General features: G+C 63.7%; 11 protein-coding genes, 2 tRNA genes and 1 pseudogene. 9 read left to right on the plus strand and 5 right to left on the minus strand.

Annotated elements, in window-relative coordinates; all coding sequences use genetic code 11:
- The first annotated feature begins 49 nt into the window (after positions 1-49).
- Positions 50-1,319, plus strand: a pseudogene (locus WJU18_RS11050) (TIGR03862 family flavoprotein).
- An 82-nt stretch (positions 1,320-1,401) separates the two neighbouring features.
- On the opposite strand, the gene WJU18_RS11055 reads toward WJU18_RS11050, so the two are convergent.
- From WJU18_RS11055 to WJU18_RS11075, 5 genes are all read right to left on the minus strand, one after another.
- Positions 1,402-2,082, minus strand: a complete 681-nt coding sequence (locus WJU18_RS11055; protein ID WP_423460107.1) for an OmpW/AlkL family protein — start codon at positions 2,080-2,082, stop codon at positions 1,402-1,404.
- Positions 2,083-2,102: 20 nt separating this feature from the next.
- Entirely contained in the window at positions 2,103-3,269 is a 1,167-nt protein-coding gene (locus WJU18_RS11060; RefSeq protein ID WP_423460108.1) for an SGNH/GDSL hydrolase family protein, read from the minus strand.
- 144 nt (positions 3,270-3,413) lie between these two features.
- Positions 3,414-4,877, minus strand: coding sequence for an NAD-dependent succinate-semialdehyde dehydrogenase (locus WJU18_RS11065; RefSeq protein ID WP_423460109.1), 1,464 nt, complete (start codon positions 4,875-4,877; stop codon positions 3,414-3,416).
- A 130-nt stretch (positions 4,878-5,007) separates the two neighbouring features.
- The gene (gene cls, locus WJU18_RS11070; RefSeq protein WP_423460110.1) at positions 5,008-6,459 is read right to left on the minus strand and encodes a cardiolipin synthase; all 1,452 of its coding nucleotides are present in this window, start codon (positions 6,457-6,459) and stop codon (positions 5,008-5,010) included.
- A 63-nt stretch (positions 6,460-6,522) separates the two neighbouring features.
- Positions 6,523-6,891, minus strand: coding sequence for an ArsC family reductase (locus WJU18_RS11075; RefSeq protein ID WP_423460111.1), 369 nt, complete (start codon positions 6,889-6,891; stop codon positions 6,523-6,525).
- Positions 6,892-7,071: 180 nt separating this feature from the next.
- Between WJU18_RS11075 and folC the strand changes: the two genes are divergently transcribed.
- From folC to WJU18_RS11115, 8 genes are all read left to right on the plus strand, one after another.
- Entirely contained in the window at positions 7,072-8,373 is a 1,302-nt protein-coding gene (gene folC / locus WJU18_RS11080; RefSeq protein WP_423460112.1) for a bifunctional tetrahydrofolate synthase/dihydrofolate synthase, read from the plus strand.
- Between the two features lie 335 nt (positions 8,374-8,708).
- Positions 8,709-9,320, plus strand: a complete 612-nt coding sequence (locus WJU18_RS11085) for an SPOR domain-containing protein (RefSeq protein WP_423460113.1) — start codon at positions 8,709-8,711, stop codon at positions 9,318-9,320.
- Positions 9,317-9,805 (plus strand): CvpA family protein, encoded by a 489-nt coding sequence (locus WJU18_RS11090; protein WP_423460114.1) that lies wholly within the window; start codon positions 9,317-9,319, stop codon positions 9,803-9,805. Before WJU18_RS11085 ends, WJU18_RS11090 begins: the two co-directional genes overlap by 4 nt.
- A gap of 200 nt (positions 9,806-10,005) precedes the next feature.
- Positions 10,006-11,511, plus strand: a complete 1,506-nt coding sequence (gene purF, locus WJU18_RS11095; protein ID WP_423460115.1) for an amidophosphoribosyltransferase — start codon at positions 10,006-10,008, stop codon at positions 11,509-11,511.
- A 33-nt stretch (positions 11,512-11,544) separates the two neighbouring features.
- Positions 11,545-12,783, plus strand: coding sequence for an O-succinylhomoserine sulfhydrylase (locus WJU18_RS11100; RefSeq protein ID WP_423460116.1), 1,239 nt, complete (start codon positions 11,545-11,547; stop codon positions 12,781-12,783).
- Positions 12,784-12,927: 144 nt separating this feature from the next.
- Positions 12,928-14,340, plus strand: a complete 1,413-nt coding sequence (gltX, locus tag WJU18_RS11105) for a glutamate--tRNA ligase (protein ID WP_423460117.1) — start codon at positions 12,928-12,930, stop codon at positions 14,338-14,340.
- Positions 14,341-14,398: 58 nt separating this feature from the next.
- Positions 14,399-14,474: transfer RNA gene (locus tag WJU18_RS11110), tRNA-Ala, on the plus strand.
- A gap of 30 nt (positions 14,475-14,504) precedes the next feature.
- Positions 14,505-14,580 (plus strand) — tRNA-Glu (locus WJU18_RS11115).
- Positions 14,581-14,617: the final 37 nt, after the last annotated feature.

Consider the following 14,617-nt stretch of genomic DNA (forward strand, 5'->3'; position numbering starts at 1 on the left):
TTCTCAACCACTTTCTGTCGCCATCATCGGCGCGGGTCCTGCCGGCCTGATGGCCGCGCAGGTACTCTCCGAAGCCGGTATCCAGGCCGATGTGTTCGATGCCATGCCTTCTGTGGGCCGCAAGTTTCTGTTGGCCGGCAGAGGGGGCTGAATCTGACCCATTCGGAACCCTACGACGCCTTTGTTTCCCGCTACGGCCCGCGCGGGGCCAATATGGATCCCTTGCTGAGAGACTTTGACGCCCGCGCGCTGCGCGGCTGGGCAGAAGCGCTGGGCGTGGAAACCTTTGTCGGCACTTCCGGCCGGGTGTTTCCCAAGGAAATGAAGGCGGCACCTTTGTTGCGCGCATGGTTGCAGCGTCTGCGCCATCCGTCCTCTGGCGGTGAGCCGGTCCGCTTTCATATGCGGCACCGGTGGACTGGCTGGGAGGCGGCAGGAAGTTCTGGATCGGGCAGTATGCTGCGGTTGGAGACTCCGGCGGGCGTCCAATGCGTCACGGCGCGCACGGTCGTGCTGGCTCTGGGCGGCGCGAGCTGGCCGCGCCTGGGTTCGGATGGCGCCTGGGTTCCCTGGCTGACCGGGCGCGGTATCGATGTGGCGCCGCTGGTCCCGGCCAATTGCGGTTTTGATGTGGTGCACACGGCGGCCCGAGCCGCTGAAGGGGCGGGGCATGCCGACGACGAAGGCGGCTGGTCCGCCTATTTTCGGCAGCGTTTTGCCGGGCAACCGCTCAAGTCAGTCGCGATCACGGTGCCGGGCGTTGCCGGCGCTCCCGCCTTTCAACGCAGGGGCGAATTCGTGGTCACGGCCACGGGCATCGAAGGCAGCCTCATCTATGCCGCATCGGCCTTGCTGCGCGACGCCTTGGCGGTGAACGGTTCTGCCAACCTCCTGCTGGATCTTCTGCCGGCCCAAACCATGGCGCAAGTGCGCACCGCCTTGCAGGCGCCGCGGGACGGCCAGAGCCTGGCCAACCATCTGCGCCGCCGCCTGCGTCTGGACGGCATCAAGAGTGCCCTGCTGCACGAGTTGCTGCCACGTGAAGCACTGCGGGATCCTGAGCGCCTGGCCGGCTTCATCAAAGCGCTTCCTGTGGCCCTGGCCGCCCCGCGCCCGATACAGGAAGCCATCAGCACCGCCGGCGGCGTGCCTTTCGAGGCGCTGGATGACTTCCTGCAATTCAAGCGTTTGCCCGGCGTATTCTGCGCGGGCGAAATGCTCGATTGGGAGGCGCCGACAGGGGGTACCTGCTGACTGCTTGCATGGCCAGTGGCGTGCGCGCCGCGCGCGGTGTGTTGGGTGCCTTGGGCCGTCGGTAGCGCGTCATGCTCGCAATGACGGTGGATCAGGAAAGAAGAAACGGCCACCGAAAGGTGGCCGTCTGGATTCAGGCTGAGCCGGTCAGAACCGGTAGCCTACCGATATCGCCACGGTGGTTGGATCCAGCCGGGTGCTGATGGTTTGTCCTGTAGAGAGCGTGGTGGTGGTTTTGATGAAGGTCTTGCCAATCATGCCTTCGATGAACCAGCGGTCGTTGAAGGCGTAGACCGCACCAATGATCAGCGTGGGTGCCAGCTTCGACTCGATGCTCATGCTCGTTGGCATGTCGGCTGTACCGCCAGTGATGGAGCTCAGCGTGTTGCTGGCCGTTTCCTTGAAGAACTTGGCATAGGTCAAGCCGCCGCCTACGTAAGGACGGAACTTGGCGTTGGCTTCGCCGAAGCGGTACTGCGCGAACACCGAAATCGGCAGGCTCTTGGTGGTGCCGAGTTCCCCCGTGCCTCCCACTGCGCCGGCACCCTGGATGCTGTGCTTGAAGGGCAGGGAGAGGGGAACATCCACGGCAATATGGTCCGTCACCATGTAGGTGATACCTCCGCCCAATTGCGTGGCGGCGTCGACGTCGATCTTCGAGCCGGCGAGACTAGGCGGGCCCAGATCACCGCTCGACACGGAAGGCGCGATATGAATGGCGCCCAGGCGAGCCTGCCATGTGCCGGCGCTTTGTGCCGAAGCACTGCTGGCAGCTCCGAGGGCAGCCAAGGCGGCGAAGGAGAGGGAAAGAGCGCGAATGGTCCTCATGGTGCGTCCTCTCTTCGAATTCAGAGCCATCCGGCCTTGGCCAGATCAACCGCAACCATCTGGCCCATCAACTGATGGCCATAGGGCGTGGGGTGGAAGCTGTCGGAGAAGGCATAGGTCTTCCACCAATCGGGACCGCCAGTGCTGCCTGCCGGGGGCGTCATGGCGGACAGGGCATCCGCCGTGCAGGTGGCGAAGCTGTAGGTCGGCAGGCCGTCGCTGCCAGTGCCGGTGGGCGGGCAGGCCGGCGTGGTGACATTGGTCAGGCCGTATTGGGCAGGGTTCTGCATCTCGTTGACGAAATTCGTATAGAAATCGACCACGATCAGGCGCTTGTCGTCGCCGGCGTTTGCAACCAGGCGCGCGTTGAAGGTTTTCACCCAGGTGTCGAACAGGACGGCCGCTTGCTCGGCAGCGGTAGCCCCTTGCGCGGCGGCAATCGCACCCAGGACGGCCTGGAAGCGAGGGGTGAGTGTGACGGGCGGCATGTTCAGCGCGGCCACGTGTTCCGCGCCCTTGTCGAGCGCGAGGGATTTGATGGAGCCGTGGTACAGATCGGCCAGCGCGGTCATGTAGGCGCCGCCTGCTTTCTCTGCACCCTGCGGCTGGGACAGCAGCGCCTGCACTGTGGCGGGCGGCAGCAGTGAACTGAGGAACGCCGCATAAGCGGCACCGCCGTCTTTGGCTGCGCTGAGATAAGCGCCGATCAGGTCGGCTGCGTCATTGCCACCACCATCGATCAACAGCAGGTCGCTGCTTTTGTAGCCGCCGTTGACGGTGGCTGCATCGGTGAGCTGTTTGACCACCGAGAGGGGGCTTTGCTGCCCGCCTGACTGAGTGGCTGCATTGATGCGGCCGCCGCCCACTGCAAAGCTGGTGCAAGTGGAGACTGCCGAGAAGCTGGAACCGTTGAAGCGGTAGAAGGCACAGAGGGAGGCTGCCCCGAGGTTGGCCGTTACACGCTCGGTCCACAGCACGTTGGGTTCGCTGCTGCTGCCCTGGACCGTGAAGGTGCGGGACATGCCGGGCAAGCCGGCGAAGGTGCCGCTGTCGGCTAGGCTGTCTCCCATCACCTTGACTGAAGTAATACCGGCCGGATTGCCGGGAGATTCAGTGCCGCCGCCGCCGCAAGCGGCCAGGATTGCGCACGCGGCCAATGCCGAAAGAGCCCAGTGAATACGTCGCATACAAGAAACCTCTCATTCAAATGAATGCTATTTACTTAATTTGGCCAGGAAATGATAGCGGGTCGAAACACACGCGGATAGTGGGAAAACCCGCGTGAACTCTTGTATGCATCCAATGAACGGATCAGGCTGGCTGGCTCCTGGTCAGATCCCTGTGCAGAGGTACTTCATTTCCAGATACTCATCGATGCCGTGGCGGGACCCTTCGCGGCCCAGGCCGGATTGCTTGACGCCACCGAATGGCGCCTGCTCGACGGAGATGATGCCGGTATTGATGCCCACGATGCCGTATTCCAGCGCTTCGGAAACGCGTGTGATGCGGCCAATGTCGCGGGCATAGAAATAGCTTGCCAATCCGAAGATGGTGGCGTTGGCCGCGTCGACCGCTTCCTGCTCAGTCTTGAAGCGGAACACCGGCGCCAGCGGGCCGAAAGTCTCTTCGTCGGCCACCAGCATTTTCGAGGTGGCGTTGGCGATCACTGTCGGCGCATAGAACTGGCCCTTGAGCTTCTCTCCGCCCGTGAGAACCTTGCCGCCTTTCTTGACGGCATCCGCCACATGCTTGGCCACCTTCTTCACGGCGGCATCCTCGATCAGCGGGCCGATGGTCACGCCCTCATCGAAGCCATTGCCCACCTTCATCTTGCTGACGCGGGCGGCCAGTTTCTTCACGAACTTGTCGTACACGCCGTCTTGCGCATAGAGCCGGTTGGCGCACACGCAGGTCTGGCCGGCGTTGCGGTATTTACTGGCGATGGCGCCTTCCACCGCGGCGTCGATGTCGGCATCGTCGAACACGATGAAGGGGGCGTTGCCTCCCAACTCCAGGCCCAGTTTCTTCACCGTGGAGGCACACTGCGCCATCAGGATGCGGCCGACTTCCGTGGAACCGGTGAAGGACAGGTGCCGCACGGTATCGCTCTCGCACAGCACCTTGCCGTAGGCGGCGCTGTCGGTGCCGGTGATGACGTTCAGCACGCCGGCTGGAATACCGGCGCGCATGGCCAACTCGGCCGCCGCCAACGCGGTGAGCGGCGTGAGCTCAGCGGGCTTGATCACCACCGGGCAGCCTGCCGCCAGCGCGGGGGCCACTTTGCGGGTGATCATGGCCAGGGGGAAGTTCCAGGGCGTGATGGCGGCGCATACCCCGATCGGCTGGCGCAGCACGGCCATGCGCTTGCTGGGGTCTGACGTCGCCAGCGTTTCGCCGCCCACGCGCTTGGCTTCTTCGGCAAACCACTCCACGAAGCTCGCGCCGTAGCTCACTTCTCCTTTGGCTTCGGCCAAGGGCTTGCCCTGCTCCGCAGTCATGATGCGGCCCAGGTCGTCCTGGTTTTCCATCAGCAGCTGGAACCATTTCATCATGATGGCGTGGCGCTGCTTGCCCGTGAGTGCGCGCCAGGCCGGCCAGGCGGCATCCGCAGCCGCGATGGCGTTTTTCACGTCCCTGGGTTCAAGATCCGCCACATCGGCCAGCACGCGGCCGGTGGCCGGATCGGTGACATCGAAACGTTTCTTTCCCTTGATCCATTTGCCATTGACAAGGCCATCGGTCTTGAGCAGGCTGGGGTCTTTGAGCAGGGCGAGGGGGCTGGTTCTTGCGTCCATAGGGGGTCTCCAAAAATGAATGAGGCAGGACCTGCGCCGCCGGCCGTTTGTAGGAGCGGCTTCAGCCGCGATCAATGCCTACCGATACAGCCCTCTGGTTTTTCAGTCCTGTTGGCTCGATTGTAGGTAGCTACAGCAAGGGGGACGCCAGCCGAGCCACTGCTTCGAACAATCGCTGCGGAGGCGATGCGCGGCGGCGGGCCGGCACACGCTTGCAGGCCGAGAGGTCGTTTTCGAACATAGCGGCCAGTTGTTGGTTGAACGTGGTGCTGAACACCGCGGCCGCCACCTCGAAATTGAGCCGGAAACTGCGGTTGTCGAAATTGGCGGAGCCCACCATGCTGTAGGACTGGTCGACCAGCAGGGTCTTGGCATGGAACATGCGGCCGCTGTATTCGAACACCAGCACACCCGCGTTCTGCAACTCCTCGAAATACGAGCGCGCGGCGGCCGTGACCACGCGCGAATCACTCTTCTCGGGCACCATCAGCTTGACCGACACGCCGCGCAGCGCGGCATTGGTCAGCGCCATCAGCGCCGACTCGGTCGGAACGAAGTAGGGCGTGGCCAGCCAGATGCGCTCGCGCGCCATGTGAATGGCGTCGATCATCGCGCGGTGGATGGCTTCGCTGTCGCTGTCGGGCCCGGAGGCCACCACGTGCACCGGCACCGTGCCGGGCTGATCTTCGGGCAGCATGTCCTCGCCCTGGATCTGTCCGCCTCCGGCGTAGCCCCAGTCCTGCAGGAACAGGTATTGCAGCCAGCGCACCGCGCCGCCGCGCAGCAGGAGATGCGTGTCGCGGTAGGCATCTTGCGGACGCACGCGCTCATTCTCGTCATCCGTGATGTTGATCCCGCCGAGCAAGCCCACGCGCCCATCGATGACCGCGATCTTGCGGTGCGTGCGAAGGTTGACCAATGGACGCAGGCGGTCCAGCCGCCGGGGGTGGAAAATCGCGAACTGCCCGCCCGCGGCCAGGTAGTGCGCCAGATGGCGGCGGCCTTCGCGCGAGCCCAGCTTGGGCGAACCGATGGCATCCACCAGCAACCGCACGCGCACCCCTTCTTTCGCCCTGGCGGTCAAGGCCTGCAGCACTGCCAGGCCGGTGATGTCCGGCTCGTAGATGTAGTACTCCAAGTGAATATGCTTGCGCGCGGCGGCGATTTCACCAAGCAGCGCATCCAATGTGGCGGCGCCGCTGCCTAGCAGCTTCACTTCATGGCAACTCGCCAACTGGAGGCCGCAGCTCTGCTCGATCAAGGCCGCATGCTGAACCGCCCAGACCGGTGGCTCAGCGCGGCCTTGGCGCAGCGTCCGCAGATCTTCCTGTGACATCAGCGCGGCCCGGTGGTGCCAGCGTTTGAGACGCTGCCGTTTGACGCGCTGAGGGCCAAAATAGGCGTAAACCGCGAGGCCGATGACCGGCATCAGGTTCAGCACCATGATCCATGCCAGCGTGGAAACAGGTGCGCGCCGCTGCATCACGATCCACGTCGTGAGGACAATGCTCGAAACCGTCCAGGTCCAGCCCAGCCAGTTGAGCCAGGAGTAGCCGGCGATTGTCCAGACGGGCATGCTCATGCCAGCCTTGCCCTGCCTCGGAAAGAAGGCAGATGCCCCCCCAAGGCAGAAGAGTCGTCGGGGTTACCGCGCAAGCCGCGCCTGCCAGCCGTCAGCATTGAAACCAACCGTGACATCGTCGGCCGCCTCGCTCCACTCGACGACGGGCCGCTTGATCGCGCTGGGGTTCGCCAGGAGCAGCGCCGCGGCGCTGGCGGCATCATGGACGGCGGCCTGTTCGGCGGCGTCAAGCTTGCGCCAGGTAGTGCCTTGGCGGTTGAGCACTTTGTCCCAGCCGACGGCCTGCATCCAGCGCTGGAGATGATCGGGCGGCACACCTTCCTTCTTGAAATCGTGAAAGCGATAGGCCACGTTGTGTTCAGTCAACCAGGCGCGTGCTTTTTTCACGGTATCGCAGTTCGGTATGCCAAAGAGAGTCAGAGAGGCGGTCATGGCCGCGATGATGCCACGTGAAATAAACTCCCCCTGTGTCGCTTGCGCGCCTTCCCCCTGAGGGGGACGCCACCGGCGGCCGGGCAAAGCCCGCTCCGCGGTGGTGCGGGCATGGCTTGCTCCGCAGCCTTTTGATTTTTTTGGCCTCACACCGGTGTGAGAGGGGGCCGCGCAAGCGGCATGAAGACTGAGATGAATACTCTTGAAGACTGGCTTGCGCACGCCGAGCGGCTCCATCCAAAGACCATCGACATGGGTCTGGAGCGGGTACGTGCCGTGGCTGAACGCATGGCGCTGGGTTTTTCCTGCCCAGTGTTTACCGTGGCAGGCACCAATGGCAAAGGCTCGACCTGCGCCATGCTCGAATCCATCCTGGCTCGCGCCGGTTGGCGCACTGGCGTCTTCACGTCGCCCCATCTGGTGCGCTTCGAGGAGCGCTGCCGCATCCATGGCGAACCCGTGAAGGCGGCCGACCTGCTGGCCTCCTTCGAAAGTGTGGAATCAGCCCGGGGTGATATTTCCCTCAGCTATTTCGAGTTCACCACACTCGCCATCCTGCATGCCCTGGCCCATGCGGGACTGGATGCGGTGATCCTCGAAGTCGGCCTCGGCGGGCGCCTGGATGCCGTGAACATCATCGATACCGATTGCGCCATCATCACCAGCATCGACATCGATCATGCCGAGCTATTGGGCGATACGCGCGAGAAAATAGGTTTCGAGAAAGCCGGCATCATGCGCACGGGCCGCCCGGTCATCATCAGCGACCCCGTGCCCCCGCAGAGCGTGATCGATCATGCCCGCGAGATCGGCGCCGATGCCTGGCTGCTAGGCCGCGACTTCAACTACAACGGCGACCCGCAGCAGTGGGCCTGGGCGGGGCGCGGAAAGCGCTATGCCGGCCTGGCTTACCCGGCGCTGCGCGGCGCCAATCAGCTCATCAATGCCTCGGGCGCTCTGGCGGCGCTGGAAGCCCTGCGTTCGCGCCTGCCCGTCACCGCGCAGGCGGTGCGCAGCGGTCTGGCGCTGGTCGAGCTGCCTGGGCGCTTCCAGGTTGTGCCCGGCCAGCCTTCGTTGGTGCTGGATGTCGCGCATAACCCGCACTCCGTGGCCGCCCTGGCACTCAATCTGGACGCCATGGGGTTCTATCCCGTCACGCACGCTGTTTTCGGCGCCATGGCCGACAAGGATCTCACCCCGATGCTGGCGCGCATGGATCCCATCATCGACCGCTGGTACTTCACGGATCTGCCCACGCCGCGCGCCGCACCGGCCACGGCCTTGCAGGCGCGCTGGCAGGCGCTCACCAAGCGGAACGATGCCGCCTCCGGCACCTACAGCGATCCGCAGAGCGCACTGCGGGCCGCCGCAGCCGCGGCAGACCCCGCTGATAGAATCGTGGTGTTCGGATCGTTCTTCACGGTGGGAGATGTGCTGCAGCACGGTGTGCCCCGCCTTCATGCCGGCAGCGCTGGCGACTGACAATTCATGGCGTTTTTCAAGTTTCGGCTGCGCGGACAGTCCAATGAGTCAGTCCCCGCTGCGGGCCGTACGTCCGCTAAGAGTTCATCGACCCCGACGGAAACCGTCGAAACCCTGCGGCGCCGGGCGCGTTACCGGCTGATCGGTGCTGCGGTGCTGGTGGCCGTGGCGGTGATTGTCTTCCCCTTGCTATTCGATACGCGCCCCCGTCCGGTGGCGATGGATGTGCCCATCACCATTCCGGAGCGTGAGCGCGCCACCCCCTGGAGCCGCCATCCGCCAGTGGGCGCTCCAGCCAGGTTTCTCACGCTGCCGGCCTTGATTCGAGCGAAGAAATGGTGCCCGAAAGCACCCGCAGCCGGGAAACACCGGCAGTGCCGCCGCCTGCTCGTGTTGAAAGGCCCGCCGCGGAGGCGCCGGAGAAGCCTCCAGTCAAGCCCGCTGAAAAACCAGCCGAGAAGCCTGCCGCGAAGCCCGTGGAAAAACCGGTCGAGAAACCTGTTGAAAAGCCGGTAGAAAAGCCAGCAGAAAAGCCGGTCGCCAAACCGCAGGAAAAACCGGCGGAAAAGCCTGAGAAAACGCCAGAGCGCAAGCCGGCTGAATCGGCATCCCGCTCTGATGACGCGGCCCGTGCCCGTGCCCTGCTCGAGGGCCGCAGTCCAGACAAGCCGCAGGCGGCCAAACCCGCCGAGGCCAAGCCGCAGGCAGAGGCAGGCAGCGGGCGCTTCATCATCCAGATCGGCGCGTTCGCCGACGCCAGCTCAGCCCGCGACGTGCGCGCCAAGGCAGAGCGGGCGGGTGTCAAGACCTACACGCAAGAGATCAACACGTCGCAAGGCAAGCGCATTCGTGTGCGCGTGGGCCCGTATTCCAGCCGTGAAGAGGCTGACAAAGCCGCTGCCGCGCTCAAGAAATCCGGCTTGCCGGCCGCGATCCAGTCGCTTTGACCGGCTTCGACTGGATCTGCCTCTTCGTGGTGGCGGCCTCGCTGCTCCTGGGGGCTTGGCGCGGCTTTTTGTATGAGGTGCTGGCGCTCGGCAGCTGGGTTTTCGCGTTTTTTGCGGCCCGCTGGGCGGCTCCTGTGGTGGGTGCTTGGCTGCCCATGGGCGAATCCTCCGAAGAAATACGCTACGCCGCCGGTTTCGCGCTCGTCTTCATCGGTGCCGCTTTCCTGGGCGGCATGATCGCCTGGATGGTCAAGCGAGCCGTCGCCGCACTCGGCATGCGCCCGGTCGACAGGGTCTTCGGCGCTGTATTCGGTGTGCTGCGCGGCCTGGCGCTGCTGCTCGCGGTCGCGGTGGTCGTGGGCATGACTCCTGCGCGGGAGGCTGCCTGGTGGCGGGAGTCCACGGGCGCCCGCATGCTCGAAATCGCGCTGGACCAGCTTCGCCCCTTATTGCCAGAACCTGTAAGCAAATATGTCCCGACGTGATTCCCGGGCCGGGGCGGGCCCAGGAGATCGTAAACACGTTCTGAGGAGACTTTGAACACGCTCTCAAACACGTCCTGAACCTGAGGCGGGGCTTGAAATAGCCCCTGGCCACCGTCACTTTTTTGAAATCGTCCCGATGGCCGGGCCGCTTCGGCCTGACAATCGGGGCTTCCACTTCTTATCCTAGGACAGCACTCACCATGTGCGGCATCGTCGGCGTTGTCAGTAACGCACCCGTCAATCAACTCATTTATGACGCATTGCTGCTGTTGCAGCACCGCGGGCAAGATGCCGCCGGCATCGTCACGCAGCACGAGCGCAAGTTCTTCATGCACAAGGCCAAGGGCATGGTGCGTGATGTCTTTCGCACGCGCAACATGCGCGCGCTGCCTGGCAATTCAGGGCTGGGGCAGGTGCGCTACCCCACGGCGGGCGATGCTTCCAGCGAAGAAGAAGCGCAGCCTTTCTATGTGAATGCCCCCTTCGGCATCGTGCTGGTGCACAACGGCAACCTCACCAACGCCCACGTCCAGAAGGCTGAGCTTTTCAATACCGATCACCGGCACACCAACACGGAGAGCGATTCCGAGGTGCTGCTCAACGTGCTCGCGCACGAACTGGAAAAAGCCACGCGCGGTACCAGCCTGGGCGCGGCCGAGGTGTTTGCCGCCGTGGCCAACGTGCACCGGCGTGTGCGCGGCTCCTATGCCGTCATTGCCCAGATCGCCGGCCATGGCCTGCTGGCTTTCCGCGATCCCTTCGGCATCCGGCCGCTGTGCATCGGCAAAAGCAAGGACGGCACCGTCATGGTCGCCAGCGAGTCGGTTACCCTCGAAGGCACGGGCCATGTATTCGAGCGCGATGTGGCGCCGGGCGAAGCCGTGTTCATCACGCTTGACGGCCAGGTGCACTCGCAGCTTTGCGCGGAGCGCTCGCAGCTTTCACCCTGCATCTTCGAATACGTCTACCTGGCGCGGCCTGATTCCGTGCTGGACGGCATCTCCGTCTACCAGGCCCGCTTGAACCTGGGCCAAACCCTCGCCAAGCGCGTGATCTCGATGGTGCCGCCCAACGAGATCGATGTGGTGATCCCCATCCCCGAATCCAGCCGCCCCAGCGCCACCGAGCTGGCGCATCTGATCGGCAAGCCCTACCGCGAAGGTTTCGTGAAGAACCGCTATGTCGGCCGCACCTTCATCATGCCCGGCCAGGCGGTGCGTACGCGTTCGGTGCGCCAGAAGCTCAACGCGATCGCCAGCGAATTCGAAGGCCGCAACGTGCTGTTGGTCGATGATTCCATCGTGCGCGGCACCACTTGCCGGGAAATCGTGCAAATGGCGCGCGAAGCCGGCGCCCGCAAGGTCTACATGGCCAGCGCCGCGCCACCGGTGCGTTTTCCGAACGTGTACGGCATCGACATGCCCACCAAGGAAGAACTCGTGGCGCATGGCCGCACGATCGAGGAGGTGCGCCAGATCATCGGCGCCGACGCTCTGATCTATCAAGACGTCAACGCCATGAAAAAAGCCATTGGCGCGCTCAACACCCATATCAAGGACTTCGATGCCTCCTGCTTCGATGGCATCTATGTCACTGGCGACATCACCGACAGCGACATCGCCCGCATGAAGGATCAGCGCGTGGTTTCCAGGGCAAGCGACGACGATGACGTCCATCAAGCCCAGTCCAACGCCGCCTCGGCCTGAAATCGGCAATACGCCCTGGAATCCCTACACGCGATGAACTCTGCCTCCAAACCTTCTCCCGATCTGCCGGACGGCCTCCATCCCGACACCCTGGCGGTGCGCGTCACCGTGCCGCGCAGCCAGTATGGCGAGCACTCCGAAGCGCTCTATCTCACCAGCTGCTTCGTGCAGCCGGATTCCGAAACCTCGGCGCGCCGGTTTGCAAGCCAGGAAGAGGGCTATACCTACACGCGTACCAGCAACCCTACCGTGACGGGGTTCGAGCGCCGGTTGGCGGCGCTGGAAGGCGCCGAGAGCGCGATTGCCACCGCCAGCGGCATGTCGGCCATTCTGCTGATGGGCCTGGGCTTGCTCAAGAGCGGCGACCACGTGATCTGCTCGCAGTCGATGTTCGGTTCCACCATCAAGATGTTCGGAACCGATTTCGCCAAGTTCGGCGTCGAAACCACCTTTGTCTCCCAGACCGACACGGCCGCATGGCAGGCGGCGCTCAAGCCCAACACGCGCCTGCTGTTCGCTGAAACCCCCACCAACCCGCTGACCGAGGTGTGCGATATCGCCGCGCTCGCGGCCATCGCGCACGGCGCGGGTGCGTTGCTGGCTGTAGACAACTGCTTCGCCACACCGATTCTGCAGCGCCCGCTTTCGTTGGGCGCCGATCTGGTGATCCACTCGGGCACCAAGTTCCTCGACGGCCAGGGCCGGGTCATGGCCGGCGCCATCTGCGGCCCGAGCAAGTATGTCGACGGCATCTTCGCTCCTCTGATCCGTTCGGCCGGCGTGGTGCTTTCTCCGTTCAACGCCTGGGTGGTGGCGAAAGGACTCGAAACACTGTCCCTTCGCGTCAAGGCGCAAAGCGCCAATGCCCTTCAGATCGCCAAATGGCTGGAGCAACACCCTGCCATTGACCGCGTGTTCTACCCTGGCCTGGAATCGCATCCGCAGCATGCGTTGGCGATGGCCCAGCAGGGCGGTATCGGCGGCGCCGTGATTGCCTTCAGCGTGCGCGGAAATTCGCCGGAGCAGACGAGGGCGCGTGCATTCCACGTCATCGACAGCGCCCGTGTATGCAGCATCGCCACCAATCTGGGCGACGTGAAAACACTCATCAGCCACCCCGCCAGCACCTCGCATGGCCGCCTCTCCGAAGAGCAGCGCCAAGCTGCGGGTGTGGTGCAAGGCCTGATCCGCCTGGCCGTCGGCCTTGAGCACGTGCCCGATATCCAGACCGACCTCGCCCGCGGGCTGGACAACTGCGCCAGCGTCGGCTGAGAATTCAGCAGTAGGGCTGACGTATGGTGCATACGTCATTCCCGCGCAGGCGGGAATCCAGAGCGGCCTTTGAAAACCCCTGGATTCTCGCCTGCGCGGGGCCGAATAAATCTTGTTCACTGAACTGATAGCCATCTGAGAAGAATGTCGGATAAACCAGCTTCCACTGCCCAGCGCGTCCGCACCCGCTTCGCGCCGTCGCCCACAGGCTTCATCCACCTCGGCAACATCCGTTCCGCCCTGTACCCCTGGGCCTTCGCCCGCTCGCAAAAGGGCGATTTCATCCTGCGCATCGAAGACACCGATCTCGAGCGCTCCACGCAAGCAGCCGTCGATGTCATCATCGAAGGCATGGCCTGGCTCGGCCTCGATCATGACGAAGGCCCTTTCTACCAAATGCAGCGGATGGACCGCTACAAGGAAGTGCTGGCCCAGTTGCAGGCCGCCGGCCACGTCTATCCTTGCTACATGAGCGTGGCGGAACTGGACGCTCTGCGCGAGCGCCAGATGGCCGCCAAGCAGAAACCCCGTTACGACGGCACCTGGCGCCCCGAGCCCGGCAAAACCTTGCCGCCAGTGCCTGAAGGCGTGCAGCCCGTGCTGCGCTTCCGCAATCCGCTGGATGGCGTCGTGGCCTGGGACGACAAGGTCAAGGGCCGCATCGAAATCGCCAATGCCGAACTGGACGATCTCGTCATCGCCCGGCCCGACGGCACGCCCACCTATAACTTCTGCGTGGTCGTGGACGACATCGACATGGCCATCACCCACGTGATCCGTGGTGACGACCACGTCAACAACACCCCGCGCCAGATCAACATCTTCCGCGCCCTGGCGCAGGAGCCTCCGGTCTACGCCCATCTGCCCACCGTGCTGAACGAGCAGGGCGAGAAGATGAGCAAGCGCAATGGCGCCAAGCCCGTCACCCAGTACAGGGACGAGGGCTTCCTGCCCGATGCCATGGTCAACTACCTCGCGCGCCTGGGCTGGAGCCACGGCGACGACGAGATCTTCAGCCGCCAGCAATTCCTGGACTGGTTCAATCTCGACCACCTGGGCAGAAGCGCCGCGCAATTCGACGAAGCCAAGCTGCGTTGGGTCAATGCCCAGCACCTCAAGGCCATGGACGATGCGGCTCTTGCCGAGCTCGTCGCAGCGGTGCTGCAGCAGCGCGGCGTTGAACCTGATGATCGCCTGCCCGCCATCTGCGGCCTCTTCAAGGACCGCTGTGAAACCACGCACATGCTGGCCGATTGGGCGCAGGCCTTTTACACGGAAGTGCATCCCAAGCCGGAAGACCTGGCCGCGCATGTCACCGACGCCGTCAAACCCGCGCTGGCCACACTGGCTGCTCACCTGGAGCAGGTAGCCGCGTGGGACAAGGCTTCCATTGCCGCCGCCATCAAGCAGACCCTGGCCGAGCATGGCTTGAAAATGCCTCAGTTGGCGATGCCTGTGCGCGTCCTCGTCATGGGGACACCGCAGACACCATCGCTCGATGCCGTGCTCGCGCTGCAAAAAACGAAAAAAGTTTTGGGGAGTTTGCGAAGTCATTAAATTTCATCGTATACTTCAAGGCTCGACACCCAACGGTGACAACCGAGTAGGAAGTCAAGGGGGTATAGCTCAGCTGGGAGAGCGCTTGCATGGCATGCAAGAGGTCAGCGGTTCGATCCCGCTTACCTCCACCAATGTGTCGAGATGGTTAGTTCCAAGGTTTTGACCCTATCGTCTAGAGGCCTAGGACATCACCCTTTCACGGTGAGTACCGGGGTTCGAATCCCCGTAGGGTCGCCAAGTTTGGCTGCACTTGGACTCGTAGAGTCGAACTGAA

This window comes from Ottowia sp. VDI28 (genome assembly GCF_049532675.1).
Lineage (GTDB): Bacteria > Pseudomonadota > Gammaproteobacteria > Burkholderiales > Burkholderiaceae_C > Ottowia.